Here is a 23,026-nt window from a genome sequence, read left to right on the forward strand (position 1 = left end):
CGAAGCGTAGCTCAAGACGGCCGCTGTTCAGCGTGACTACGAGCACTCGCACCACGCCCGGACAAGGGGTGGACCGGGTCGTCGCACTCCAGTCCCTGGGCCGACAACACGCGCTTGACCACCTTGAACGTCTCGGTGCGTGGCAGCGTCGTGCCGACGCGTACGAAGGACGGCCACTGCTTGGGACCCAGGTCGGGCTGCTGGGCGAGGAAGGTCGTGAAGGCCTCCGGGTCGAACACCGCCCCGTCGACGAGTATCAGTGCGGCCATTACCCGGTCGCCGACGGCGGGGTCGGGGATGGGGTACACGGCAGCTTCGAGGACATCGTCGTGCCGCAACAGGATTCGTTCGATCGGCGCCGTGCCCAAGTTCTCCCCGTCGACGCGCATCCAGTCGCCTAGGCGACCGGCGAAGAAGAGATACCCACCGTCGTCGTAGTAGGCCAGATCGCCGCTGTGATACATCCCCCCGCGCATGCGCTCGTGCTCGGCGGCCTCGTCGCCGTAGTAACCACGGAACCAGCCGGGTCCCAGGGGGTTCACCAGCTCGCCGACCCTACCGGGCGGGCATGGCTCGCCGGTCTCGACGTCGACGACGGCGACCTCGTCGGTCACCGGCCCCAGGGAGCCCTCTGGCGTGTCCGGTGTGCGCGCCACGGCGATGCCGCCCTCGGTCGAGCCGAAGCCGTCGACGACGTAGGCGCCGAACCGGGCGGCGAAGCGGGGCAGGTCGCGCGGCGCGCCTTCGTTTCCGTACATGAAGCGCAGGGGGTTGTCGGCGTCGTCGTCACGGGGAGGGGTGGCCAGGACGTAGGACAAGGGCTTGCCGACGTAGTTGGCGTAGGTGGCACCGTACCGGCGAACGTCGGAGATGAACCCGGAGGCAGAGAACTTGCGGCGCAACGCGATCGAACCGCGGGCGGCGACGGCCACGGCCCAGCCCGCCATGATGGCGTTGGAGTGGAACAGCGGCATCGCCAGGTAGAAGGTGTCCGTCGGGCCCAGCCCAAACCGCTCGGCCAACATCGAACCAGGGAACGCGACCTTGTCGTGCGTCACCCGGACCGCCTTGGGCTCACCACTGGTGCCGGAGGTGAAGATCAGCATGAAGAGGTCGTCGGGGCGGGTGTCGGCGAACGTGACCGGCGTGTCTCGATACGTCGCCAGTTCTGCTGCCCACGACGATGATTCGACGTCGACCACGGGTACCCCGTCGGGGACCGCTTCGCCGAGCGCCGCCGGGTCGTCGGTCAGCACCAGCTGGCAGTCCGAACGGGCGACGTCGCGGGCGAACGCCGGCCCTCGCCGGGTGGGGTTGAGTCCCACCGTGACCAGACCCGAGAGGCCGGCTGCCACCAGCACCGACGAGAAGAACGTCGTATTGCCGAGCATGACCCCGACGTGCATGGGCCTCGCCGGGTCCATGCGTGCGGTCAGTGCCGCCGCGACCCGAGCGCCGTCGCGGAGGTGATCGTGCCAGGGGACGAAGCAATCACCTTCGTAGATACCCCGGCCGGTGACGTCGACCAGCGGTGCGAGCAGACCGGTGACGGTCGGGTGGTCGTCGAACACCTGCTGATCCCCGTCGCTTCGCTCGCCCAGGCTGCTAGGCGGGCGTCTCGGCCAGCTCGCGACCGATGCGCAGCAGCTGACCGGTCGCGCCGCCCACGGCGAACTCGCCCTGCTTGGCGGCGAGGAAGTACCGGTGCACGGGATGGTCGACGTCGATGCCGACGCCGCCGTGCACGTGAACCGCGGTGTGGGCGACCCGGTGACCCGCCTCGGCCGCCCAGAACGCCGCGGTCCCGACCTCGAGGTCGGCGGGCAAGTCCTCCGACAGACGCCACGCCGCCTGCGTCACCGTCAAGCGCAGACCTTTGATGTCGATGTACCCGTCGGCGAGCCGTTGTCCCACCGCCTGGAAACTGCCGATCGGTCGGTCGAACTGCTCGCGCTCCCGCGCGTACTGCGCCGTCAGCTCCAGTGCGCGCTCGACGACGCCAAGTTGGAATGCGCTGCGCCCGAGCGTGGCTCGAGTCGTCAACCATGCCACGACGTCGTCGTCGCCGACGATGCGGTCGGCATCCAGTCCGGTGGCCCGCAGGTCGAGATGGCCGACGCTACCGTGCCCGGTGGTATTCAACGAGGTGACCGACACTCCGGGATCGGAGGCCGACACGAGGAAGACCTTCGTGCCGGACTCGGTGTCGGCGGGCACCAGGAACGCGTCGGCCACCGGTCCGAAGCCGACGAGGGCACGCGACCCCGTGAGGCGGAATCCGGTGCCGACGGACTGAGCCTGGACCGGTCCCTCGCCCATGTCGCCGTCGAGTGCGACGGTGAGGATCTTCTCGCCACCGACCGCCGGGGTGGCCCACTCGCGCTGCAGCGACTCCGATCCGAACCGCGCCAGCGCACCCGCACCGAGCACGACGGACTCCAGGTACGGGACGGCCGCAAGCTGGCGGCCCAGGGCGACCAGTACCGCCGTCTCTTCGAGGGCGCCGAAACCACCGCCGCCCAACGACTCCGGTGCCGTGGTGGACAGGACGTCGGCGTCGGCGAGCTTCGACCACAGCTCTTGGTCGAAGCGCTCGTCCTGCTGATCCAACGTGCGTTGCCGTTCGGGGGTGCAGACGGCGTCGACGATCGAACGTGCGAGGCCACCGAGATCGGTCGCTGCCTCAGTTGTCGTGAAGTCCATGAGACGTCTTCGCTCCCTTAACGATTCACTCGGGGCAGGCCGAGGGCGACCATGCCGATGATGTCGCGCTGAATCTCGTTGGTGCCACCGCCAAAGGTCAGGATGAGGCAGGACCGGTGCATCCGTTCGATCCGCCCACGCAATTGCGCTCCTGGGGAATCGGTGCGCAACGTCGCGGCGGTTCCCATCACCTCCATCAGGAGCCGGTACGCCTCCGTGGCCATCTCGGTGCCGTAGACCTTGGCCGCCGACGCGTCGGCGGGCGACGGTGCCTCGTCGGTGGAGGACGCGAGTTCCCAGTTGATCAACTTGAGGACTTCGCCCTTGGCGTGCACGCGAGCGAGATTCAGCTGCACCCACTCGGAGTCGATCAGCCGGTTGCCGCGGGCGTCCTTGGTGTTCTGTGCCCACTCGCGAACCGCGCCGAGCGCGGCGAAGATCGGCTGAGCCGACACCAGGGCGACGCGCTCGTGGTTGAGCTGGTTGGTGACGAGCTTCCAGCCGGCGTTCTCCTCGCCCACCAGGTTGGTCGCCGGGATCCGGACGTCCTGGTAGTAGGTGGCGCTGGTGTCCACGCCGGACATCGTGTGCACCGGTGTCCAGGAAAACCCCTCGGCGGTGGTCGGCATGATCAGCATCGAGATGCCGCGGTGCTTCTTGGCCTCGGGGTTGGTGCGCACCGCCAACCACACGTAATCGGCGTACGCGATCAGGCTGGTCCACATCTTCTGACCGTTGACCACGTAGTCATCGCCGTCGCGGACCGCCGTCGTGCGCAGGGCCGCCAGGTCGGTGCCCGCTCCCGGCTCGGAGTACCCGATGGAGAAGTGCAGTTCCCCCGCGGCGATCTTCGGCAAGAAGAACTTCTTCTGCTCCTCGGAGCCAAAGTGCATGATCGTCGGTGCGACGCTGTTGATCGTCAGGAACGGCACGGGCACGTTCGCGATCGACGCCTCGTCGTTGAAGATGAGACCGTCCATGGGGGAGCGTTCCTGGCCGCCGAACTCCTTGGGCCAACTGAGGGTCAGCCACCCGTCCGAGCCCATCTGCTTGACGGTGTCGCGGTAGACGCTGCCGCGTCCCATCTCGCCGCCGTCCCCGGCGCTGAGTGCCTCGGTGCGCTCCGGTGTCATCAACTTCGTGAAGTACGAGCGCAACTCGCGGCGCAACTCCTCCTGCTCGGGGCTGTAGCCGATCCGCATCGCTGCCGTCCTCACTGTGTTCCGCACGTGTCCGGGAGACCCATGGCCCTCCCCGGTTGTAACACGTTCTAGTCTTGGAATCCAGGCGTGGTTATTCTGATCCGACGCCGGGCGGGTGCGCACCGGGTTTCGAGGAAGGCAGTCAATGCGAGTCGAAGTCGATCGTGATCGCTGTGAGGGCAACGCCGTGTGCGTCGGGATCGCCCCGGACCTGTTCGATTTGGACGACGAGGACTACGCGGTGGTCAAGGCCGACCCGGTGCCGCCCGGGCAGGAGGACCTCGCCGAGCAGTCGGTGGCCGAGTGTCCGCGTGCTGCCCTCATCCGAAGAGACTAGAGGCATTCGTAGATTGAGGACACTGCGGACACGAGGAGCATCATGACGCTGCGGACACGAGGAGCACGATGACGCAGAGCAACTCCACTGACTTGTCCGGACTGGTCGCCGTGGTGACCGGGGCGGCAGCCGGACTTGGTCGCGCCGAGGCGATCGGCTTGGCAAGGGCCGGCGCGACGGTCGTCGTCAACGACGTCGCCGGCGCGCTCGACCGATCCGACGTGCTCGACGAGATCGCCGCCACGGGGTCCAAGGGCGTCGCGGTCGCCGGTGACATCAGTGCCCGCACTACCGCGGACGAATTGGTCGCGACCGCCGACGACCTCGGCGGACTCTCGGTCGTGGTGAACAACGCGGGCATCACCCGCGACCGGATGTTGTTCAACATGACCGACGAAGACTGGGACGCCGTGATCGCCGTGCACCTGCGTGGCCACTTCCTGCTGACCCGCAACGCCGCGACGTATTGGCGGGCCAAGGCCAAGGAGAACGGCGGCACGGTCTACGGCCGTCTGGTCAACACGTCGTCCGAGGCTGGTCTTGCGGGCCCGGTGGGGCAGGCCAACTATGGCGCCGCCAAGGCGGGCATCACCGCCCTGACGTTGACCGCGGCCCGTGGCCTCGCCCGCTACGGGGTCCGCGCCAACGCGATCGCGCCGCGGGCAAGGACGGCGATGACGGCCGACGTGTTCGGGGACGCACCGCCGCTGGCCGAGGGCCAGGTCGACGGGCTCTCCCCGGAGCACGTCGTGACCCTGGTGCAGTACCTGTCCTCGCCGGCGTCCGAAGGCGTGAACGGACAACTCTTCATCGTCTATGGTCCAACCGTGACGCTGGTGGCGGCGCCGACGGCGGAGAAGCAGTTCACTGCGAAATCGGACGCCTGGGCCATTGACGACCTGGACGCGACGATGGGGGAGTACTTTGCTGATCGTGACCCCGAGCTGGGATTCTCAGCCAACGGGTTGATGTCGTCGCGAGACTGACAGTCTTGATTGTCACGGCCTGAATCGGACTAGAACACGTTACAGAATGACCTGTGTCACAGTGGCTCTGACCTGCAACGATACCTCCGTTTTATCCAATTTCACCGTTCTTTGACACTGTGAACGTGTTCTAGTTAATATGAGCCGGCTCACTAAGAGCGGCACAGCACCGCGTGGTTCGAAGTGTGTAGCGGCTCGTAATCCCGAAGAATTCGCCGTCAACGAATGTCGACCCCCGACCCGAGAACGGAGTCCAGGTTGAAGGAACAGCTGACGGCTCCGGCGCGGGCCGTCGGCGGATTCTTCGAGATGTCGCTGGACACGTTCGTCAAGATCTTTCGCAGGCCATTCCAATTTCGCGAGTTCCTCGAACAAACGTGGATGATCGCGCGCGTCTCCCTCGTACCGACGCTGCTCGTCGCCATCCCCTTCACGGTTCTGGTGGCGTTCACGCTCAACATCCTGCTTCGTGAACTTGGCGCCGCCGACCTCTCCGGTGCGGGCACCGCATTTGGCACCATCACGCAGCTCGGTCCGGTGGTGACGGTGCTGGTCGTCGCGGGCGCCGGCGCCACCGCGATCTGCGCGGACCTCGGCGCCCGCACCATCCGCGAGGAAATCGACGCAATGCGCGTCCTCGGCATCGACCCGATCCAGCGCCTCGTCGTCCCTCGCGTACTCGCCTCGACCTTGGTGGCGCTGCTGCTCAACGGTCTGGTGTGCGCCATCGGCATCGCCGGCGGCTACGTCTTCTCGGTCTTCCTGCAGGGCGTCAACCCCGGCGCGTTCATCAACGGGCTGACCATTCTGACGGGGCTCGGCGAGCTGGTGCTCGCCATGTTCAAGGCGCTGCTCTTCGGACTGATGGCCGGACTCGTCGGGTGCTACCGGGGACTCACGGTCAAGGGCGGTCCCAAGGGCGTCGGGGTCGCGGTGAACGAAACGGTCGTCTATGCCTTCATCTGCCTGTTCGTCATCAACGTGATTCTGACCGCGGTCGGGGTCAGGGTGCTGGCGCGATGATGAGCGCTCGCGCGGAGCAGACGACGATGACGGGGCTGCCATGAGTTACGACGCGACACTGCGCATTCGCAGATTCTTCCGCGGCGTACCGAAGGCGATCGACACGGTCGGGGAGCAGGCGCTCTTCTACGGCGAGTCGGTGCGCTACATCCCCAACGCGCTGACCCGGTACCGCAGGGAGACCATCCGACTCATCGCCGAGATGACGATGGGCGCGGGCGCGCTGGTGATGATCGGCGGCACCGTCGGCGTGGCGGCGTTCCTCACGCTGGCCTCCGGTGGCGTCATCGCCGTCCAGGGGTATTCGTCGCTGGGGAACATAGGCATCGAGGCGTTGACGGGCTTCCTCTCGGCATTCCTCAACGTGCGCATCGTCGCTCCGGTGATCGCGGGGATCGCGCTGGCCGCCACCATCGGTGCCGGCACCACCGCGCAACTGGGGGCCATGCGGGTGGCCGAGGAGATCGACGCCGTCGAGGCGATGGCGGTGCACTCGGTGTCCTACCTCGTCTCGACCCGAATCATCGCCGGGCTGATTGCGATCGTCCCGCTGTATTCGCTGTCGGTGCTGGCGGCGTTCTTCGCCGCACGGTTCACGACGGTCTTCATCAACGGTCAGTCCGCCGGCCTCTACGACCACTACTTCAACACGTTCCTGGTGCCGACCGACCTCCTCTGGTCCTTCCTGCAAGCCATCGTGATGTCGGTGGCGGTGATGCTCGTGCACACCTACTACGGCTACAACGCATCCGGCGGTCCCGTCGGCGTGGGCATCGCGGTCGGTCAAGCCGTGCGTACCTCGCTCATCGTCGTGGTCACCATCACCCTGTTCATCTCCCTGGCCGCCTACGGCGCCTCGGGCAACTTCAACTTGTCGGGATAGGCGGGGCGAATCATGCACAACGCCAAGCGCAGTCACGTGAGGATCGCTGCTGCGATCCTTGCGGCTGTCCTGCTGGCGGCGGTCGTGTTCACCTACCTGTCCTACACCGCGGCGTTCACCCGCACCGACACGGTGACGGTGACCGCGCCGCGGGCCGGTCTGGTGATGGAGACCGACGCCAAGGTGAAGTACCGGGGCATTCAGATCGGCAAGGTCGAGTCCATCGAATACGCCGGGGATCAGGCCAAGCTGACGCTGGCCATGGACAGCAGTCAGATGAAGTTCGTGCCGTCCAACGCCAAGGTGCGCATTGCGGGCACGACCGTGTTCGGCGCCAAGGCCGTCGAATTCTTGACACCCGACGAGCCCACGGGCGGCTCGCTGCGGCCCGGCACGCAGGTGAACGCTCCCGATGTGCAGCTCGAGGTGAACACTCTGTTCCAGTCGCTGACGGACACGTTGCAGAAGGTCGACCCGGTCAACCTCAACGCGACGCTGAGCGCGTTGGGCGAGGGCCTCCGCGGCCACGGTGACGACCTCGGTGCAACCCTGTCGGGGCTGAACGGCTATCTCGCCCAATTCAACCCGAAGCTGCCACAGCTTCAGCAGGTGTTCCAGAAGACCGGTGTCGTCGGCAACATCTATGCCGATGCGGCACCCGACCTGGTGACGGTGTTCGACAACACTCCGACGATCAGCAACACCCTGGTCGACCAGCAGGACAACCTGAATGCGACGCTGTTGGCGGCCACCGGTTTGGCCAACAACGGCACCGCGACCCTGCAGCCCGGCGCCGAGGACCTCATCGCCGCGGTGCAGCGACTGCGCGCACCGCTCAAGGTCCTCGGCGACTACTCGCCCGAACTGGGATGTCTGCTCCAGGGCATCTCCACCGCGGTCGACACGTTCGCACCGGTCATCGGTGGCATCCGCCCCGGCCTGTTCGTGGCCTCGAGCTTCATTCCCGGCGCGCCGGCGTACACCTACCCGGAGAGCCTGCCCATGGTGAACGCCTCCGGCGGGCCCAACTGCCGGGGATTGCCCAACATGCCGAGCAAGCAGTACGGCGGATCCTGGTACCGCTCACCGTTCCTCGTCACCGACAACGCCTACGTCCCGTTCCAGCCGAACACCGAGTTGCAGTTCGACGCACCCTCGACGCTGCAGTTCCTGTTCCACGGCGCGTACGCGGAAAGGGATGACTTCTAACGATGAAACGCGACAAGACGGTCGTCTACGTCAGCATCTTCACCGTCGCCATGCTGCTGGTGGCGGCGGGACTCGTCGTCGTCTTCGGTCAGTTCCGCTTCGGTTCCGGCAACACGTTCCACGCCACGTTCACCGAGGCGTCGCGTCTCAAGGCGGGCCAGGACGTCCGGATCGCCGGTGTGCCGGTCGGTTCGGTCAAGGACGTCGAACTCAACCCTGACAACACCGTCGACGTGGCCTTCGACGTCGACGGCCGCTACCAGCTCTACACCTCCACGCGGGCGGTGGTGCGCTACCAGAACCTGGTCGGCGACCGATACCTCGAAATCACCTCCGGCCCTGGGGAACTGCGGAAGCTGCCGGCCGGCGCCACGATTTCCAAGGAGAACACCCAGCCCGCGTTGGATCTCGACGCCCTGCTCGGTGGGCTTCGCCCCGTGCTCAAGGGACTGGACGGCAGCAAGGTCAACGAGGTCAGCAACGCCGTGATCGAACTGCTGCAGGGGCAAGGCGGATCGCTGTCGACGCTGCTGGCCAGCACGTCGACGTTCACCCAGGACCTCGCCAACCGGGACCAGCTGATCGGCGACACGATCAACAACCTGAATGCCGTGCTGGGCACAGTCGACGAGAAGGGCGCTCAGTTCAACACCGCAGTCGACCAGCTGCAACAGCTCATCACGGGATTGGCCCAGAACCGCGATCCGATCGCCGGGGCCATTCCGCCGCTGGCCTCGGCGACCAACGACCTGACCGAGCTGCTGCAAACGGGACGGCGTCCCATCCAGGGCGTCGTGGAGAATCTGCGGCCGCTGGCCCAGCGACTCGACGAGCGCAAGGGCGACGTCAACAAGGTCATCGAGCCGCTCGCCGAGAACTACTTGCGGCTCAACGCACTTGGCGCCTATGGTGCGTTCTTCAACATCTATTACTGCTCGATCCGCATGAAGATCAACGGACCTGCGGGCAGCGACATCCTCATTCCGTTCGGTGGCCCCTCGGACCCGACGAAGGGGAGGTGTTCGGAGAATGGCTAGGCCCGGCGAGAGCAACCCCGTACGGACCGGTGTCTTTGGTATCGCCCTGGTGACGTGCCTGGTGCTGGTGTCGTTCGGCTACACCGGTCTGCCGTTCTGGCCGCAGGGCAAGAACTACGAGGCGTACTTCACCGACGCGGGTGGAATCACGCCCGGCAACGACGTCAGCGTGTCGGGCATCAAGGTCGGCAAGGTCGACTCCGTCGAGTTGGCCGGGGATTCGGCGTTGGTGAAGTTCACCGTCGACCGCAAGGTTCGGGTTGGCGACCAGTCCCTGGTCGCGATCAAGACCGACACCGTGCTCGGCCAGAAGTCGCTTGCCGTGACGCCGAAGGGCGGCGGCAGCACGACGGTGGTTCCCTTGGGCCGCACCACCACTCCGTACACGCTGAACACCGCGCTGCAGGATCTCGGCCAGAACGCCGGTGAGCTCGACAAGCCCAAGTTCGAGCAGGCTTTGGCGGTGCTGACCGACACGCTGCGCGATGCGACCCCCCAGCTGCGCGGGGCGCTCGACGGCGTGGCCAACCTGTCGCGCAGCATCAACAAGCGCGACGAGGCGCTCGAGCAGTTGCTCGCGCACGCCAAGAAGGTGTCCGACACACTCGCCCAGCGGGCTGGCCAGGTCAACCAGCTGATCACCGACGGAAACTTGCTATTCGCCGAACTCGACGACAGGCGACAGGCGCTGAGCAATTTGATCGGCGGCATTCAGGCCGTCTCCGAACAGCTCTCGGGATTCGTCGCCGACAACAAGCGCGAGTTCGGGCCGGCACTGCAGAAGCTGAATGCCGTGCTCGACAATCTCTTGGAGCGACGGGAGCACATCGGGGAGGCGCTGCGCAGGCTGCCGCCGTACGCCACCGCGCTCGGCGAGGTCGTGGGCAACGGCCCCGGCTTCAACATCAACCTGTACGGATTGCCGCCGGCCACGCTGTCGGAGGTCTTGCTGGACACCTACTTCCAGCCGGGCAAACTGCCCGACAGCCTGGCCGACTACCTGCGCGGGTTCATCACCGAGCGCCTCGTGATCAGGCCGAAGTCGCCATGACGCATCAAAGTTCGACTGGTTCACGCCATCGGTGGTTGCGATTCGCCGCGGTGGCAATGCTGGCGGCCGCGTTGATCGGCGGCGTGTACGTGGTGTGGCCGTCGGCAAAGGGTCACGAGGTCGTCGCCTACTTCCCGTCCACGGTCGGCCTGTACCCGGGTGACGACGTGCGCGTGGTCGGTGTGCCGGTCGGCACCATCAAGTCCATCCAGCCACGTGCCGAGGACGTCAAGGTCACGATGACCGTCGACGGCAACGTCAAGCTGCCCGCCGACGCGCGCGCCATCATCATCGCGCCGAACCTGGTGTCGGCGAGGTTCATTCAGTTCACCCCGGCCTACACCGGTGGGGCGACTCTGGCCGACGGCGCGCAGATTGGTCGGGATCGCACCGGCGTGCCGGTGGAGTGGGACGACGTCAAGGGGCAGCTCACCCAGCTCAGTGCCTCACTCGGACCCAAGCAGGGTGACATGCAGGGGCCGCTGGCGGCGTTCGTCAACCAAGCTGCCGACACCTTCGACGGCAACGGCGACTCCTTCCGAAACGCCTTGCGGGAGCTGTCGCAGACGGCCGGCCGGCTCGGGGACTCCCGCACCGACCTCTTCGGCACCGTGCGCAATCTGCAGGTGCTGGTCAACGCCCTGGCCAACAGCAACGAGCAGATCGTCCAGTTCTCCAACCACGTCGCTTCGGTGTCGCAGGTGCTGGCCGACAGCTCGAAGGATCTGGACCAAACCCTCGGGGCACTGAATCAAGCGCTGTCGGACGTCAAGGGCTTCCTCAACGACAACAACCCGGCGTTGATCGCGCAGATCGGCAAGTTGACCGACTTCACCAACCTCTTGACCGAGCACAGCGACGACATCGAGCAGGTTCTGCACATCACGCCGAATGGCTTGGCCAACTTCTACAACATCTACAACCCAGCCCAGGGCACCGTCGGTGGCTTGCTGTCGCTGCCCAACTTCGCCAACCCGGTGCAGTTCATCTGCGGCGGCACGTTCGACGTGGGCGCCTCGCCCGACAACTACAAGCGCGCCGAGATCTGCCGCCAGCGCATGGGGCCGGTGCTCAAGCGTCTGGCGGTCAACTACCCGCCGATCCTGTTCCACCCGATCAACAGCATCACGGCCTACAAGGGCCAGATCATCTACGACACACCGGAGACCGAGGCCAAGGCGCAGACTCCGGTGCCGTATCTGCAGTGGCAGCCCGCGCCGGGGGTGACGCCGCCGACCGTCGGACCCGACGGCAGGCTCAGTGATCTGCTGCTGCCGCCCCCACCGGTGCCAGGCCAGGTGTCACAGGTCGGTGCCCCTGCCGAGGGCTACGGCACCCCGCCGGACGGCAGCGGCCCGCTGCCCGGACCGGCGCCGGCGCCCGCACCAGGGCCACCGTTGCCAGCCGAAGTGGGAGGTGGGTAGCCGTGACGATCACGCGAAACACGTTCTCCGCCAAGGCGTTGCGAATCGGGCGCATCACGGTGGCGATCGGTTCCGGTGCGGTCCTCGTGTCGGGCTGCGCCTTCGGCGGGTTGAATTCCCTCGACATGCCCGGCACCGCGGGGCACGGCAAGGGCTCCTACACCATCACCGTGGAATTGCCCGACGTGGCCACGTTGCCGCAGAACTCACCGGTGATGGTCGACGACGTCACCGTCGGCAGCGTCTCCGGAATCGACGCCGTGCAGCGGCCCGACGGCACGTTCTACGCGGCGGTCAAGGTGTCGCTCGATGGTGACGTCGACCTGCCCGAGAACTCGACCGCCAAGGTGGCCCAGACGTCGCTACTCGGATCCCAGCACATCGACCTCGCCCCGCCGGTGGACCAGGCGGGACAGGGCAAGCTGCGGGAGGGCTCCAACATCCCGCTTGCGCGCGCCGGCCGGTATCCCACCACCGAAGAAGTGCTGTCCTCCCTCGGCGTGGTGGTCAACAAGGGCAACCTCGGAGCGTTGCAGGACATCACCGACGAGTTCTACACCGCGGTGGCGGGCCGCACCGGCCAGTTCGCCGAGTTGATCCCACGGTTGGCAGAGCTGACCTCGTCCCTCGAGCAGCAGACGGGTGACATCATCTCGGCGCTGGACGGACTGAACCGCTTCGCCGGGATTCTCGCCAACGGCAGGGACAGCCTGGGCCGGGCGCTGGATTCGCTGCCTGCCGCACTGAAGGTGCTCAACGACAACCGCAGCAACATCATCGACGCGTTCACCGCGCTGCGGACCTTCGCCGGGGTGGCGTCGCACGTGCTGTCGGAGACCAAGGTCGACCTCGTCGCCGACTTCAAGGACCTCTACCCAGTGATCAAGTCGCTCAACGACAATGCCGACGACTTCATCAAGGATCTCGAGATCCTGCCGACGTTCCCCTTCCACTACAAGTACCTGCGCAACGCGGTCCGCGGTGACTACCTCAACGTGTTCGTGACCTTCGACCTGACCCTGCGCCGAACGGGTGAGACGGTGTTCACCACCTCCAAGGGTCTCGACCCGAACATGAAGCACATGTCCGAGATCATCAATCCGCCGGACTTCCTCGTCGGCGCGATGGCCAACTTGTCGGGGCAAGCCGCCGACCCCTTCAAGATTCCGCCGGGAACCGCGACGCAACACGACGGGGGGACGCCCTGATGTTGGATCGCCTGACACGCGTGCAACTGACGATCTTCTCGATCGTCACCGTCATCTGCGTCGGCTCCATCTCGGCGTTCTATCTGCACCTGCCCGCGGCGGTGGGAATCGGCGCCTACCACGTCACCGCCGAGTTCAAGGCCGGCGGCGGGCTCTATCAGAACGCCAATGTCACCTACCGTGGCGTCACCATCGGCCGGGTGGAGAACGTCGGCCTCAACGACACCGGCGTGGTCGCCACGATGCGGCTCAACACCGACACCGACGTGCCCGACAACGTGACGGCGACCGTGAAGAGCGTGTCCGCCGTCGGCGAGCAGTACGTCGACCTGGTGCCGCCACAGGACCCGTCGTCCAAGCTTCTGCACGACGGAGCCAACATCGGCCTCGACCGCACCGCGGTCGGCCAGGACATCGCCCAATTGCTCTCGCAGGCCGAGGCATTGGTCAACAGCATCGGCGACGCCCGCGTGCAGGACCTGCTCCGGGAGACGTTCAAGGCCTTCAACGGGTCCGGACCCGAGCTGGCCAGGATGATCTCCTCGACGCGACTACTCGTCGACGAGGCCAACGACAACTACGGCCAAATCACGCAGCTGATCGACCAATCGGGGCCGTTCCTCGACTCGCAGATTCGCAGCGGTGACGACATCAAGTCCCTGGCCGACGGTTTGGCCCGGTTCAGCACCCAGGTTGCCAAGGCCGATCCGCAGCTGCGCTCGGTGCTGCAGAGCACCCCGGGTGCCGCCCAGGCCGCGAACACCACCTTCGACGGCATCCGCCCGAACTTCCCGATGCTGGCGGCGAATCTGGCCAACGCCGGTCGCATCGGCGTCATCTACCGCAAGTCGATCGAGCAGGCCCTGGTGATCCTGCCTGCGCTGTTCGCCGCGCTGATCACCGTCGGTGGTGGGTTGCCCGCCGACGAGGGTGGCAAGCTGGACTTCAAGGTCGACCTGAACGATCCGCCGCCCTGCTCGACGGGTTTCATCCCGCCGCAGCTGATCCGGTCGCCTGCGGACACGACGCTGCGCGAACTGCCCACCGACCTGTACTGCAAGGTCGCCCAGAGCGATCCGTCCGTGGTGCGTGGCGCCCGCAACTATCCGTGCCAGGAGTTCCCCGGCAAGCGAGCCCCGACCGTGCAGTTGTGCCGCGACCCTCGCGGCTACGTACCCATCGGCAACAGCCCGTGGCGCGGCCCGCCGGTGCCCTATGACACCCCGGTCACCAACCCGCGAAACATCACCCCGCCCAACAAGTTCCCCAACATCCCGCCAGGGGCGGACTACGACCCGGGTCCGCCCGTCGTCCAGCTGCCGCCGGGTGTTCCCCCGGGACCGGGCCCAGCGCCAAATGCTCCGTTCCCGCTGCCGGTGCCGCCCAACGACAACGGCCCGCCACCGCCGCTTCCGTACTACGCGCCGCCGGATCAGATCGTGCCGCCGTACGGCAGGACCCCGCCACCACCACCGGACGCACCACCGCCGGCGGACGCACCACCGCCACCGCCGGCCGAGCTGCCGCCCGGCCAGGGGCCGCTGCTGCCCTCGGAGGCCGTGCCGCCACAGGCGAGCGGTCCGGCTGCCGCAACGTACGATTCGAAGAACGGCGTCTTCGTCGACCCCGCCGGGGGCACCGGCGTCTACGCCGCCGGCATGGACAAGGTCGACACTGCAGAGACGTGGGTGGACCTGATGTTGGATCCGAGGCAGGCTTGATCGAGTGGCTTTCCGACGGCAGAGCGAAGCGACTCGGGAGGGTTGATGACGGACACGACTTCCGGTGACACGGCAACGCAGACACCGGAGTCGGCGAGGAAGGGCGCCGCACGCCGACGTGCGTCCCGAGCTGCTGGGCCGGCATCCGGCACGGCACCCGAGGTGCCCGCGCACGTCGTGGTCGGCTCGCCTGCCGCGGCCACGAAGCGCAGCACCTCGCCGATCGGTCCGCCGCCCCGACGTCAGCCGCATCGCACTCTCGTCACCGGACTCGCCCTTGGGGTGGCACTGGTCCTGGTCGCGGCAATGGCAGGTGTGGTGGCGGTGCTGTTGCACCAGCAGCGCCAAGGCAACGCGGAGGCGGAGCGGGACCAGCGGTTCGTCGACACCGCGCAGCAGACCGTGGTCAACATGTTCAGCTACACCCAGAACGACATCGACGACAGCGTGAACCGGTTCGTCAACGGCATCAGTGGACCGTTGCGGGACATGATGAGTCAGGGCAACAACGTCGAGAATCTCAAGGCCATCTTTCGCGACACCAACGCCAATTCCGAAGCCGTCGTCAACGGCTCCGCGCTGGAGAAGATCGACGAGACCGCCGACAACGCTTCGGTGCTGGTGTCGGTGCGCGTGACGGTGACCAACATCGACGGTGTCAACGCGCCGTCCAAGCCGTACCGGCTGCGTGTGATCGTGCACGAGGACGACAACGGACGCATGACCGGTTACGACCTCAAATATCCCGACGGGGGCAACTGATGGGTCGCTGGGGCTCCAGGTTCGTGGTGCTCGTCGGCGTGCTGCTCGCAGCGGGCTTCGTCGCGCTCGCCGGATTCGGGGGCACGCTGTACTGGAACCGTGTCCAGAGGGTCGGCGAGCAGGAAGCCAGGGCCGAACTGCCCCAGTTGGCGGCTCAGCAGATCCCGATCATCCTCGGCTTCGACTATCAGACGATCGAGCGCAGCCGCACGGAGGCCTATCGGCTGCTGACGCCGGACTTCCGGCGCGAATACGAGGACGACACCACCAAGAACGTCATCCCCGCGGCACGCCAACGCCAGCTCATCAGCCAGGTGAACGTGGTGGGCGTCGGAATGCTCGACGCACACCGCGATTCCGGGTCGGTGATGGTCTTCATGAACCGGGTTTTGACCGACAAGACCAAGCAACCGCTCTACGACGGCAGTCGGTTGCGCGTCGACTACCAGAAGGTCGGCACGGATTGGCGGATCAAGGACATCACTCCGATCTAGGAGTGTCCCCGTCCCTGGTGTCGGCCAATGCGTCGAGGAACGAGCGGGCCCAGCGGTCCACGTCGTGGGCCAGCACTTGCCTGCGCAGGGCCCGCATGCGCCGACGGCCCTCGTCGGGAGTCTGCGCGAGCGCGGCCTCGATGGCATCCTTGACGCCGTCGATGTGATGCGGGTTGGTCAGGTAGGCCTGCCGCAGTTCGGCTGCGGCACCAGTGAATTCACTGAGCACCAACGCTCCGCCGAGATCGCTGCGGCAGGCGACGTATTCCTTGGCCACCAGGTTCATGCCGTCGCGCAGCGGTGTCACCAACATGACGTCGGCGGCGACGAAGAATGCGATCAGTTCGTCCCGGGGCAACGCCTGATGAAGGTAGTGCACGATCGGATGCCCGACCCTGCCGTACTCGCCGTTGATGTGGCCGACCTGCCGCTCGATGTCCTCACGCATCACCTTGTAGCTCTGGACGCGTTCGCGGCTGGGCGTCGCCAGCTGGATCAGCACCGTGTCCTCGGGGTCGATCCGGCCCTCGTCCAACAACTCCGAGAAGGCGCGCAGTCGGACGTCGATGCCCTTCGTGTAGTCCAGCCGGTCGACGCCGAGCAGGATCTTGCGCGGGTTTCCGAGCTGGGAGCGCAACTCCTTCGCCCGCTGGCGAGCGCTGCGCTGGCGAGCCTTGGTGTCGAGTTCCTCGGAGTCGATGGAGATGGGGAAGGCGCCCACCTTCACCGTGCGGAACCCCACCTGAATCTCGCCGAGGCGTGAGCGCACGCCGACGTTGGCTCGGGAGGTGTTGGCGCCGAGAAGGCGTCGCGCGAGGATCATGAAGTTTTGCGCCCCGCCGGGCAGGTGGAACCCGACCAAATCGGCGCCGAGCAGCCCCTCGATGATCTCGGTGCGCCACGGCATCTGCATGAACAGTTCGACCGGGGGAAACGGGATGTGGAGGAAGAACCCGATGGTCAGGTCCGGCCGCAACATGCGCAACATCTTCGGCACCAGCTGCAGCTGGTAGTCCTGAACCCACACCGTGGCACCGTGGGCCGCGGCCTTGGCAGTCGCCTCCGCGAAGCGCCGGTTCACCTCGACGTAGCAATCCCACCATTGCCGGTGGTAGATCGGCTTGACGATGACGTCGTGGTACAGAGGCCACAGGGTGGCGTTGGAGAAGCCCTCGTAGTAGTCGGCGAAGTCGTCGGCGGACAGGGCCACCGGTCGCATCTCGAGGTCGTCCTCGTAGATCGGGTCCTCGTCCCCGTCGGTGATGCCGGGCCACCCCACCCAGGCCCCGCGCCGTCGGCGCAGCAGAGGTTCCAACGCGGTGACGAGTCCACCGGGACTTCGCTTGTACGACGTGGTGCCGTCGGGCCGCCGCTCCATGTCGATCGGCAGCCGATTGGCGACGACGACAAAGTCGGACTCGCCCTCCGTGAGCTCAGGGTGCCCGGAGTCGGCTGGTTGGCCTCCTCCTGAGCTCACTTACGCCTCGAGCTTCGCCGGTCCGATGCCCAGCATCGACAGGAACACCCGGCACTCGTCGGCATCGGTGGCATAGGCGGCGACGACACGCCTCGCCATGCGGGCGGTGCTGTCGGCCAGGGGCTCGACGTCACCGATTTCGGCAGGATCTGGTTTTGCAGCCATGACCCAACTCTAGGCGACTCTGCGGTCCACCCCGCCCACGATGGGTGTTACCCGCCGTCGATGCTCGTCGGCGGCTGCACGAACCTGGGCGCGTTCTCCTGCAGGCCGATGCACTGACCGGTGTTTCCGCCGGTGCACGGCACGCCGTCGACGGACGGCAGCCCGCCGGGGGACTGGTCGACATTCGACTCGGGGTAGCCGTTGTTGGTCGGCGAGTTCGGCACGGTGTGCGGCAGGCAGGAACCGGTGTAGAGGTCCTCCTCCTCACCGGACGGGCACGACGCGGCCGGCGCGGCGTTCGCGGCGACGGGGACGGTGAAGGCGGCCACCGCGGGAGCGGCTGCGAAGGCGAGCGCGAATCCGCCGGCAAGGATGATTCGTCGTGCAGAGAAGTCAAGATGCGGCATTGTCACGCTTTCTGTTTATTGACGGTGCGTCGCAGGAATTGTAGGGAAGCCCCCGGGAATCTGCACGAGTTCCGCGCGTTCCTCCCCGAGTGACCGCGCTCAGTTGGTGGAGCCCGTGACCGTTGGATCGGACCCCACCGAGGACGTGGGGGGAACGTACTGCGGAGCGTCTTCTGCCAGACCGATGCACGCACCCGAGTCGCGGCCCGTGCACGGCACGCCGTCGATCTCGGGAATGTCGGGGTTTCCTGCGGGGGTGGTGAAGTCGGGCGCCGGTGAGTTGGGCACCGCGAACGGGACGCACGAACCGGTGAATTCGTCGGCGTCCTCACCCGGAGCGCAGTCGTCAGCCAGATGGATACCGGCCGCGTTCGGCGGAACGGCGAACGCGGCTACGGCCGGCGCCGCGGCGACGGCCAGGGCGAACCCGCCGGCGAGGATGAGGCGACGGGCGGACAACTCGATGTGCGGCATGCGTGGATTGTAGGGAAGCTGGCAGGAATCTGCTCACATACTGCGAGGTGTCTTCGTGGCCGACGAGCCGAGTGTCAGTTGGTGGAACCCGTGATGGTGGGATCGGATCCGACCGACGACGTCGGTGGCACGTACTGCGGCGCATCCTCGGACAAGCCGATGCACTGACCCGAGTTGCCGCCGGTGCAGGGGACGCCGTCGACCGACGGAAGGCCGCCCGGCGAGCTCTGCACCGGCGAGTTCGGCACCAGGTCCGGGGTGCAGTCGTTGGTGTAGACGTCCTCGGTCTCGCCGTTGGCGCAGGCGGCTCCGAACGACGGCGCGAGCGCCGGGCTGGCGAATGCGGCCACCGCCGGGGCGGCGGCGATCGCGACGGCGAATCCGCCGGCGACGAGCAGTCGTCGTGCTGAGAGCTGTTGGGTCGTCATCGCCACGCTTCCTGTTAGGCGGACCCGTCGTGCGCGGGAGCCGTCCGTTACCCAGACGATACGCCGACGAGCCCCAGAACAGGCGTGATTGGGCGCAGAAGTGGTGCGGGCGTACGGATTCTGTGGGCCGGCTTGCCGTTCGCTGTGCCACCGGGGCGTGCCGGTGTGGTTTCATGACGAGAACGTGTTCTAGTTTTGGTGACGGGAGCAAAGGTGCACATCTCACTGGCGGATCGGACCTTCATCGTCACCGGTGGCGGTAGTGGCATCGGCAAGGGCGTGGCGGCGGCGATCGCCGCGGCCGGTGGAGACGTCGTACTCGTCGGGCGCAACGCCGACCGCCTCGCCGCCGCGCAGGAGGAGATCGCCGGGCAAGGGGTCGAGGGCTCGGGCGGGGTGAGGTACGAACCCTCCGACGTGACCGACGAAGACCAAGTCACGAGGATGGTGGACGCCGCCGTCGCGTGGAACGGCCGGCTCGACGGCGTGGTCCACTGCGCGGGCGGGTCGGAGACCATCGGGCCGATCACGCAGATCGACTCGGAGGCGTGGCGGCGCACGGTCGACCTCAACGTCAACGGCACCATGTACGTGCTCAAACACACCGCGAAGCAGATGGTGCGTGGCGGCGGTGGATCGTTCGTCGGCATCTCGTCGGTGGCGGCGAGCAACACCCATCGTTGGTTCGGCGCCTACGGCGTCAGCAAGTCGGCGATCGATCACCTGATGCAGCTCGGAGCCGACGAGCTTGGCGCGTCGTGGGTTCGGGTCAACTCGATCCGGCCGGGGCTGATTCGCACGGAACTCGTTGCGCTCGTACTAGATTCGCCGGAGCTCAGCGAAGACTACCGGGTCAGCACACCGTTGCCTCGCGTCGGCGAGGTCGACGACATCGCCAATGCCTCGGTCTTCCTCCTCAGCGACGCCGCGAGCTGGATCACCGGTCAGGTCATCAACGTCGACGGCGGCCAACTGGTCCGCCGAGGCCCCGACTACTCGGCGATGCTCGAGCCCGTCTTCGGCGCCGACGGGTTGCGCGGGGTCGTCGGCTAGCGCTACTGCTTCGGCATCGACTTCGGGCAGTAACCCTGCACGGCAAGGCCGCCAAAGTTCTGAATGTCCTTGAGGTTCTTCCACTTGGTGGCGTTCTGAATGTGCCGCAACGCGGTCTCGACCGACTCGGTGCGGACCAGCACGTCGCACGTCGAGTGGGCGAGGTCGATCGCGTCGGCGTCCGAGGACAGCTTCAGCTTCTTGTCCTTGAGGGCGGCGAGGAACGCGGCGTCGGTCTGTTGTGAGCCGGCGTCGTCGGTGGGGTCGGCCTGGGCCGGGACCGCCGCGGCCAGGGGCACCGACGTCAAGACCACGGCGAGCAACGCCGCACCAAAGTTCCTCGCGTTCACATGCCTACCCCCATCCGGACGAAACGTACCGGCGACCTTACGCCAGCAAAGCGTCAACCGGGTATCGCCGGGTGGCGGGGCGGTGTTACCGCCGGGCGTCGACCTCGTCGTGGTGAATGCGGGACTCCAGGTCGGCGAGCGGTCGGCCGCCGCCGCCCCAGCGCCTGGCGATGATCTCAGCGGTGATCGACACCGCCGTCTCCTCGGGAGTCCGCGCACCGAGATCCAAGCCGATGGGGCTCGACAGTCGGCCGAAGTCGGCGTCGGTGAGACCCACCTCGCGAAGCCGTTCGATTCGGTCGACGTGGGTTTGGCGTGACCCCATCGCGCCGACGTAGCCAACGCGCGGCAGCCGAAGGGCCACCGCCAGAACCGGCACGTCGAACTTGGGGTCATGGGTCAGCACGCAGATGACGGTCCGCGCGTCGACGGCCCCCAACTCCTGCTGCCCGGCCAGGTAGCGGTGGGGCCAGTCGACGACCACCTCGTCAGCGGCGGGAAAACGGGCCGGCGTGGCGAACACGGGCCGCGCGTCGCAGACGGTGACGCGATACCCCAGAAGCGACCCCTGACGGGTCAGCGCCGCGGCGAAGTCGATGGCGCCGAAGACGATCATCCTCGGTCGAGGCGCGTGGCTGGCGACGAACACCTCCATGCCCTCGCCTTGGCGCTGACCGTCCGGACCGTAGGTCAGCACCGCGGTGCGCCCCGCGGCGAGCAGTCCGCGGACGTCGTCGGCCACGGCGTCGTCGGCGCGGGCCGATCCCAGGGTGCCGTCGGTGGTCGTCTCGCCGACGACCAATCGGCGTCCGATCCAGTCGACGTCGGGGTGCGCGATCACCGTGGCCACGGCTATCGGGCGGTGCGTGGCCATGGCGTCGGCGACGGCACCCAGGTGCGGAAATGTGTTGCGCGACACGGGTTCTGCGAAGATGTCGATGATCCCACCGCATGTCAGGCCCACCGCGAAGGCGTCGTCGTCGGTGATTCCGTAGCGCTGAAGCCGTGGCCGACCCGTCAGTACGACCTCGCCGGCCAGGTCGTACACCGCGGCCTCCACGCACCCGCCGGAGACCGACCCTGCCACCGAGCCGTCGTGCGCGACGACCATGGCCGCCCCTGGGGCGCGCGGTGCGGACTTCATGGTGCGAACCACGGTCGCCAGGCCCGCGGTCTCGTCGGCGCGCCACACCGCGAGAAGCTCGTCGAGAATGTCGCGCACGCCCCGAGTCTAGGTCGAGCCGAGTACCGTTGCCCCATGACGGGACCGCCCCCTCCGGCACCGCGATGCGTCGGCTGACTGCCGCCCTGTGCGTCGCCGTCGTGGCGGTGCTGGCGGGTTGTGACCGGGGTGGGTCGCCCAATCCGCTGTTCGATTCCGCCGGTTACCACGTGCGTGGCAATTCGGTCTTCTTCCTCCAAGCCTTCCCCGGTCGAGCCGTTCAGGTCGACGGCGCCGATGCGGGCTCGTTCCAGCCGCTCGACCGGACCTTCGCCAAGGACCGAGCCACGGTCTACGTCGACGGCCGCGAACTTCCCGACGCCGACCCGGCGACCTTCGAGCTGCTGGGCCGGCCGGACTTCGCCAAGGACGACGCCCGCGTCTACCAGCGCGACACGGTGCTCAGCGACGACCCTGCCAACTTCGAGTTGCTCGACGGCAACCTGACCAAGGACTCCGCGGCGGTGTACTGGTCCGACGGGCGGGTGCTGTCGGACGATCCCGCCCACTTCGCCATCGTCTCGGACTCGGACTACTACCTCTTCACCAAGGACGACCGCTTCGTCCAGGTAAACGGCAACCTCGTCGCCGGCGCCGACCCGGCCACCTTCCGGGTGCTCGGGGGCGGGTACTCGCGTGACGACTCTCGCGTCTTCTACTTCGCCGACCGCGTCGCCGACGCCGACGTCGACTCCTTCGAGGTGCTCGACGGCCCCTTCGCGCGGGACGCCCGCCGCGGCTACTGGATGGGCAAGCCCGTCCCCGGCGCCGACGGCGCCACCTTCGGCGTGCTGAACGCCGCGTTCGAATGCTCCGCCGACGCGACGCAGGCCTACTACCGCGACGAGGTCATCGTCGACGCCGATCCCAAGTCGTTTCCACCGGGGTACGTCGTCACCGGCTGCTCGGAGGGCTCGGTCTTCTTCGCGCCGTGACGGGTCTTACGGCGTGCGCCGCCACAGGCAGTCGCCGCTGAGTTCCACGGTGAAGAGCCTGGGCACCATCTCGAGGCTCAGCGGTTGGCCCGGCTCGCCGCGGTCGGATTGCGGCGCACTCAGCGTGGGCGTCCCGGAGACGACCGCGAATTGCGTTGCCGCACAGCTTGTGTCGGGTGCCAGTGGAGTGGCCGTCCACTGGCCGGACTCGAGCATGGGATTGCGCCGACCCTGGCCGTGCAACGTCATCGTCGGTCCGGGGCTCGCCCATTCGTCGCTCATCGGATAGGGGTCGGTGACGGGTTGCCAGGTGGCGCCGTCGCACGTCAGCGGCGCCGCGGCGCCGGTCGGCCAGGTCAACGCATCCTTGGTCGCCGCGGTGCACGGCGGCTGCGCCGGGTCGGCGCTCGCCACGGCGATCGACGACAGCGCGAGCGCCGTGGCGAGCGTCCCCAGTGCGACGGTGCGCAGCACG

Annotated in this window: 25 protein-coding genes; 14 read left to right on the top strand and 11 right to left on the bottom strand. The window is 67.1% G+C overall.

Annotation, left to right across the window (positions count from 1 at the left end):
- Nucleotides 1-11 precede the first annotated feature (11 nt).
- The 3 genes from fadD17 to H7K45_RS00420 are packed head-to-tail and all read right to left on the bottom strand — an operon-like array spanning nt 12 to nt 3,905.
- Nucleotides 12-1,571 carry a long-chain-fatty-acid--CoA ligase FadD17 gene (fadD17, locus tag H7K45_RS00410; RefSeq protein WP_263993728.1) on the bottom strand — a complete coding sequence of 520 codons (1,560 nt, stop codon included), beginning with the start codon at nt 1,569-1,571 and terminating at the stop codon, nt 12-14.
- 34 nt (nt 1,572-1,605) lie between these two features.
- The gene (locus H7K45_RS00415) at nt 1,606-2,703 is read right to left on the bottom strand and encodes an acyl-CoA dehydrogenase family protein (protein ID WP_263993729.1); all 1,098 of its coding nucleotides are present in this window, start codon (nt 2,701-2,703) and stop codon (nt 1,606-1,608) included.
- A 17-nt stretch (nt 2,704-2,720) separates the two neighbouring features.
- On the bottom strand, nt 2,721-3,905 hold the full coding sequence (locus tag H7K45_RS00420) for an acyl-CoA dehydrogenase family protein (RefSeq protein ID WP_263993730.1): 1,185 nt from the start codon (nt 3,903-3,905) through the stop codon (nt 2,721-2,723).
- A 145-nt stretch (nt 3,906-4,050) separates the two neighbouring features.
- Between H7K45_RS00420 and H7K45_RS00425 the strand changes: the two genes are divergently transcribed.
- From H7K45_RS00425 to H7K45_RS00480, 12 genes are all read left to right on the top strand, one after another.
- Entirely contained in the window at nt 4,051-4,242 is a 192-nt protein-coding gene (locus H7K45_RS00425; protein WP_263993731.1) for a ferredoxin, read from the top strand.
- Between the two features lie 68 nt (nt 4,243-4,310).
- Complete coding sequence (locus H7K45_RS00430) at nt 4,311-5,228, top strand: 3-oxoacyl-ACP reductase (RefSeq protein WP_263993732.1); 918 nt, start codon at nt 4,311-4,313, stop codon at nt 5,226-5,228.
- A gap of 225 nt (nt 5,229-5,453) precedes the next feature.
- The gene (locus H7K45_RS00435; RefSeq protein WP_372512473.1) at nt 5,454-6,251 is read left to right on the top strand and encodes an MlaE family ABC transporter permease; all 798 of its coding nucleotides are present in this window, start codon (nt 5,454-5,456) and stop codon (nt 6,249-6,251) included.
- Nucleotides 6,252-6,291: 40 nt separating this feature from the next.
- On the top strand, nt 6,292-7,134 hold the full coding sequence (locus tag H7K45_RS00440) for an MlaE family ABC transporter permease (protein ID WP_263993734.1): 843 nt from the start codon (nt 6,292-6,294) through the stop codon (nt 7,132-7,134).
- A gap of 12 nt (nt 7,135-7,146) precedes the next feature.
- A complete protein-coding gene (locus H7K45_RS00445; RefSeq protein ID WP_263993735.1) occupies nt 7,147-8,343 on the top strand; it encodes an MCE family protein in 1,197 nt (398 codons plus the stop codon).
- 2 nt (nt 8,344-8,345) lie between these two features.
- Nucleotides 8,346-9,380 (top strand): MCE family protein, encoded by a 1,035-nt coding sequence (locus H7K45_RS00450; protein ID WP_263993736.1) that lies wholly within the window; start codon nt 8,346-8,348, stop codon nt 9,378-9,380.
- A complete protein-coding gene (locus H7K45_RS00455) occupies nt 9,373-10,431 on the top strand; it encodes a virulence factor Mce family protein (RefSeq protein WP_263993738.1) in 1,059 nt (352 codons plus the stop codon). The genes H7K45_RS00450 and H7K45_RS00455 overlap by 8 nt, the downstream gene beginning before the upstream one ends.
- Entirely contained in the window at nt 10,428-11,855 is a 1,428-nt protein-coding gene (locus H7K45_RS00460; protein ID WP_263993739.1) for an MCE family protein, read from the top strand. Before H7K45_RS00455 ends, H7K45_RS00460 begins: the two co-directional genes overlap by 4 nt.
- 44 nt (nt 11,856-11,899) lie before the next feature.
- The gene (locus tag H7K45_RS00465) at nt 11,900-13,063 is read left to right on the top strand and encodes an MCE family protein (RefSeq protein WP_263994219.1); all 1,164 of its coding nucleotides are present in this window, start codon (nt 11,900-11,902) and stop codon (nt 13,061-13,063) included.
- Complete coding sequence (locus H7K45_RS00470) at nt 13,063-14,784, top strand: virulence factor Mce family protein (protein WP_263993740.1); 1,722 nt, start codon at nt 13,063-13,065, stop codon at nt 14,782-14,784. The genes H7K45_RS00465 and H7K45_RS00470 overlap by 1 nt, the downstream gene beginning before the upstream one ends.
- A gap of 45 nt (nt 14,785-14,829) precedes the next feature.
- Nucleotides 14,830-15,546, top strand: a complete 717-nt coding sequence (locus tag H7K45_RS00475) for an Rv1363c family protein (protein WP_263993741.1) — start codon at nt 14,830-14,832, stop codon at nt 15,544-15,546.
- Complete coding sequence (locus H7K45_RS00480) at nt 15,546-16,040, top strand: mammalian cell entry protein (RefSeq protein ID WP_263993742.1); 495 nt, start codon at nt 15,546-15,548, stop codon at nt 16,038-16,040. Before H7K45_RS00475 ends, H7K45_RS00480 begins: the two co-directional genes overlap by 1 nt.
- Here the strand turns inward: H7K45_RS00480 and H7K45_RS00485 are convergent.
- The 5 genes from H7K45_RS00485 to H7K45_RS00505 all read right to left on the bottom strand — a co-directional run bounded on the left by H7K45_RS00485 (nt 16,027) and on the right by H7K45_RS00505 (nt 18,991).
- Nucleotides 16,027-17,517, bottom strand: coding sequence for an alpha,alpha-trehalose-phosphate synthase (UDP-forming) (locus tag H7K45_RS00485; RefSeq protein ID WP_263993743.1), 1,491 nt, complete (start codon nt 17,515-17,517; stop codon nt 16,027-16,029). The genes H7K45_RS00480 and H7K45_RS00485 overlap by 14 nt on opposite strands.
- Nucleotides 17,518-17,682, bottom strand: a complete 165-nt coding sequence (locus H7K45_RS00490) for a hypothetical protein (protein ID WP_170220004.1) — start codon at nt 17,680-17,682, stop codon at nt 17,518-17,520.
- 47 nt (nt 17,683-17,729) lie between these two features.
- Entirely contained in the window at nt 17,730-18,089 is a 360-nt protein-coding gene (locus H7K45_RS00495; RefSeq protein WP_263994220.1) for an intersectin-EH binding protein Ibp1, read from the bottom strand.
- A gap of 99 nt (nt 18,090-18,188) precedes the next feature.
- Nucleotides 18,189-18,563, bottom strand: coding sequence for an intersectin-EH binding protein Ibp1 (locus tag H7K45_RS00500; protein ID WP_263993744.1), 375 nt, complete (start codon nt 18,561-18,563; stop codon nt 18,189-18,191).
- Between the two features lie 74 nt (nt 18,564-18,637).
- Entirely contained in the window at nt 18,638-18,991 is a 354-nt protein-coding gene (locus H7K45_RS00505; protein ID WP_263993745.1) for an intersectin-EH binding protein Ibp1, read from the bottom strand.
- A gap of 213 nt (nt 18,992-19,204) precedes the next feature.
- Here H7K45_RS00505 and H7K45_RS00510 point away from each other — a divergent pair, with 213 nt between their 5' ends.
- Nucleotides 19,205-20,044 carry an SDR family oxidoreductase gene (locus tag H7K45_RS00510; RefSeq protein WP_263994221.1) on the top strand — a complete coding sequence of 280 codons (840 nt, stop codon included), beginning with the start codon at nt 19,205-19,207 and terminating at the stop codon, nt 20,042-20,044.
- Between the two features lie 2 nt (nt 20,045-20,046).
- Here H7K45_RS00510 and H7K45_RS00515 read toward each other — a convergent pair whose 3' ends face one another.
- Nucleotides 20,047-20,394 carry a DUF732 domain-containing protein gene (locus H7K45_RS00515; protein ID WP_263993746.1) on the bottom strand — a complete coding sequence of 116 codons (348 nt, stop codon included), beginning with the start codon at nt 20,392-20,394 and terminating at the stop codon, nt 20,047-20,049.
- An 85-nt stretch (nt 20,395-20,479) separates the two neighbouring features.
- Nucleotides 20,480-21,616, bottom strand: a complete 1,137-nt coding sequence (locus H7K45_RS00520) for an XdhC family protein (protein WP_263993747.1) — start codon at nt 21,614-21,616, stop codon at nt 20,480-20,482.
- Between the two features lie 29 nt (nt 21,617-21,645).
- Between H7K45_RS00520 and H7K45_RS00525 the strand changes: the two genes are divergently transcribed.
- The gene (locus H7K45_RS00525) at nt 21,646-22,551 is read left to right on the top strand and encodes a DKNYY domain-containing protein (RefSeq protein WP_263993748.1); all 906 of its coding nucleotides are present in this window, start codon (nt 21,646-21,648) and stop codon (nt 22,549-22,551) included.
- Nucleotides 22,552-22,557: 6 nt separating this feature from the next.
- On the opposite strand, the gene H7K45_RS00530 is transcribed toward H7K45_RS00525, so the two are convergent.
- Nucleotides 22,558-23,025 carry a hypothetical protein gene (locus H7K45_RS00530; RefSeq protein WP_263993749.1) on the bottom strand — a complete coding sequence of 156 codons (468 nt, stop codon included), beginning with the start codon at nt 23,023-23,025 and terminating at the stop codon, nt 22,558-22,560.
- Between the last annotated feature and the right edge of the window lies 1 nt (nt 23,026).

Source organism: Mycobacterium yunnanensis (assembly GCF_025823185.1).
GTDB classification, from domain to species: Bacteria; Actinomycetota; Actinomycetes; order Mycobacteriales; family Mycobacteriaceae; genus Mycobacterium; species Mycobacterium yunnanensis.

Bases quoted from the DNA above. Each gene is read 5' to 3' on its own strand.
- H7K45_RS00490 (WP_170220004.1), bottom strand. From the start codon at position 17,682: ATGGCTGCAAAACCAGATCCTGCCGAAATCGGTGACGTCGAGCCCCTG.
- H7K45_RS00470 (WP_263993740.1), top strand. From the start codon at position 13,063: ATGTTGGATCGCCTGACACGCGTGCAACTGACGATCTTCTCGATCGTC.
- H7K45_RS00435 (WP_372512473.1), top strand. From the start codon at position 5,454: ATGTCGACCCCCGACCCGAGAACGGAGTCCAGGTTGAAGGAACAGCTG.
- H7K45_RS00455 (WP_263993738.1), top strand. From the start codon at position 9,373: ATGGCTAGGCCCGGCGAGAGCAACCCCGTACGGACCGGTGTCTTTGGT.
- H7K45_RS00475 (WP_263993741.1), top strand. From the start codon at position 14,830: ATGACGGACACGACTTCCGGTGACACGGCAACGCAGACACCGGAGTCG.
- H7K45_RS00450 (WP_263993736.1), top strand. From the start codon at position 8,346: ATGAAACGCGACAAGACGGTCGTCTACGTCAGCATCTTCACCGTCGCC.
- H7K45_RS00480 (WP_263993742.1), top strand. From the start codon at position 15,546: ATGGGTCGCTGGGGCTCCAGGTTCGTGGTGCTCGTCGGCGTGCTGCTC.
- H7K45_RS00415 (WP_263993729.1), bottom strand. From the start codon at position 2,703: ATGGACTTCACGACAACTGAGGCAGCGACCGATCTCGGTGGCCTCGCA.
- H7K45_RS00460 (WP_263993739.1), top strand. From the start codon at position 10,428: ATGACGCATCAAAGTTCGACTGGTTCACGCCATCGGTGGTTGCGATTC.
- H7K45_RS00420 (WP_263993730.1), bottom strand. From the start codon at position 3,905: ATGCGGATCGGCTACAGCCCCGAGCAGGAGGAGTTGCGCCGCGAGTTG.
- H7K45_RS00500 (WP_263993744.1), bottom strand. From the start codon at position 18,563: ATGCCGCACATCGAGTTGTCCGCCCGTCGCCTCATCCTCGCCGGCGGG.
- H7K45_RS00445 (WP_263993735.1), top strand. From the start codon at position 7,147: ATGCACAACGCCAAGCGCAGTCACGTGAGGATCGCTGCTGCGATCCTT.
- H7K45_RS00505 (WP_263993745.1), bottom strand. From the start codon at position 18,991: ATGACGACCCAACAGCTCTCAGCACGACGACTGCTCGTCGCCGGCGGA.
- H7K45_RS00430 (WP_263993732.1), top strand. From the start codon at position 4,311: ATGACGCAGAGCAACTCCACTGACTTGTCCGGACTGGTCGCCGTGGTG.
- H7K45_RS00495 (WP_263994220.1), bottom strand. From the start codon at position 18,089: ATGCCGCATCTTGACTTCTCTGCACGACGAATCATCCTTGCCGGCGGA.
- H7K45_RS00440 (WP_263993734.1), top strand. From the start codon at position 6,292: ATGAGTTACGACGCGACACTGCGCATTCGCAGATTCTTCCGCGGCGTA.
- H7K45_RS00425 (WP_263993731.1), top strand. From the start codon at position 4,051: ATGCGAGTCGAAGTCGATCGTGATCGCTGTGAGGGCAACGCCGTGTGC.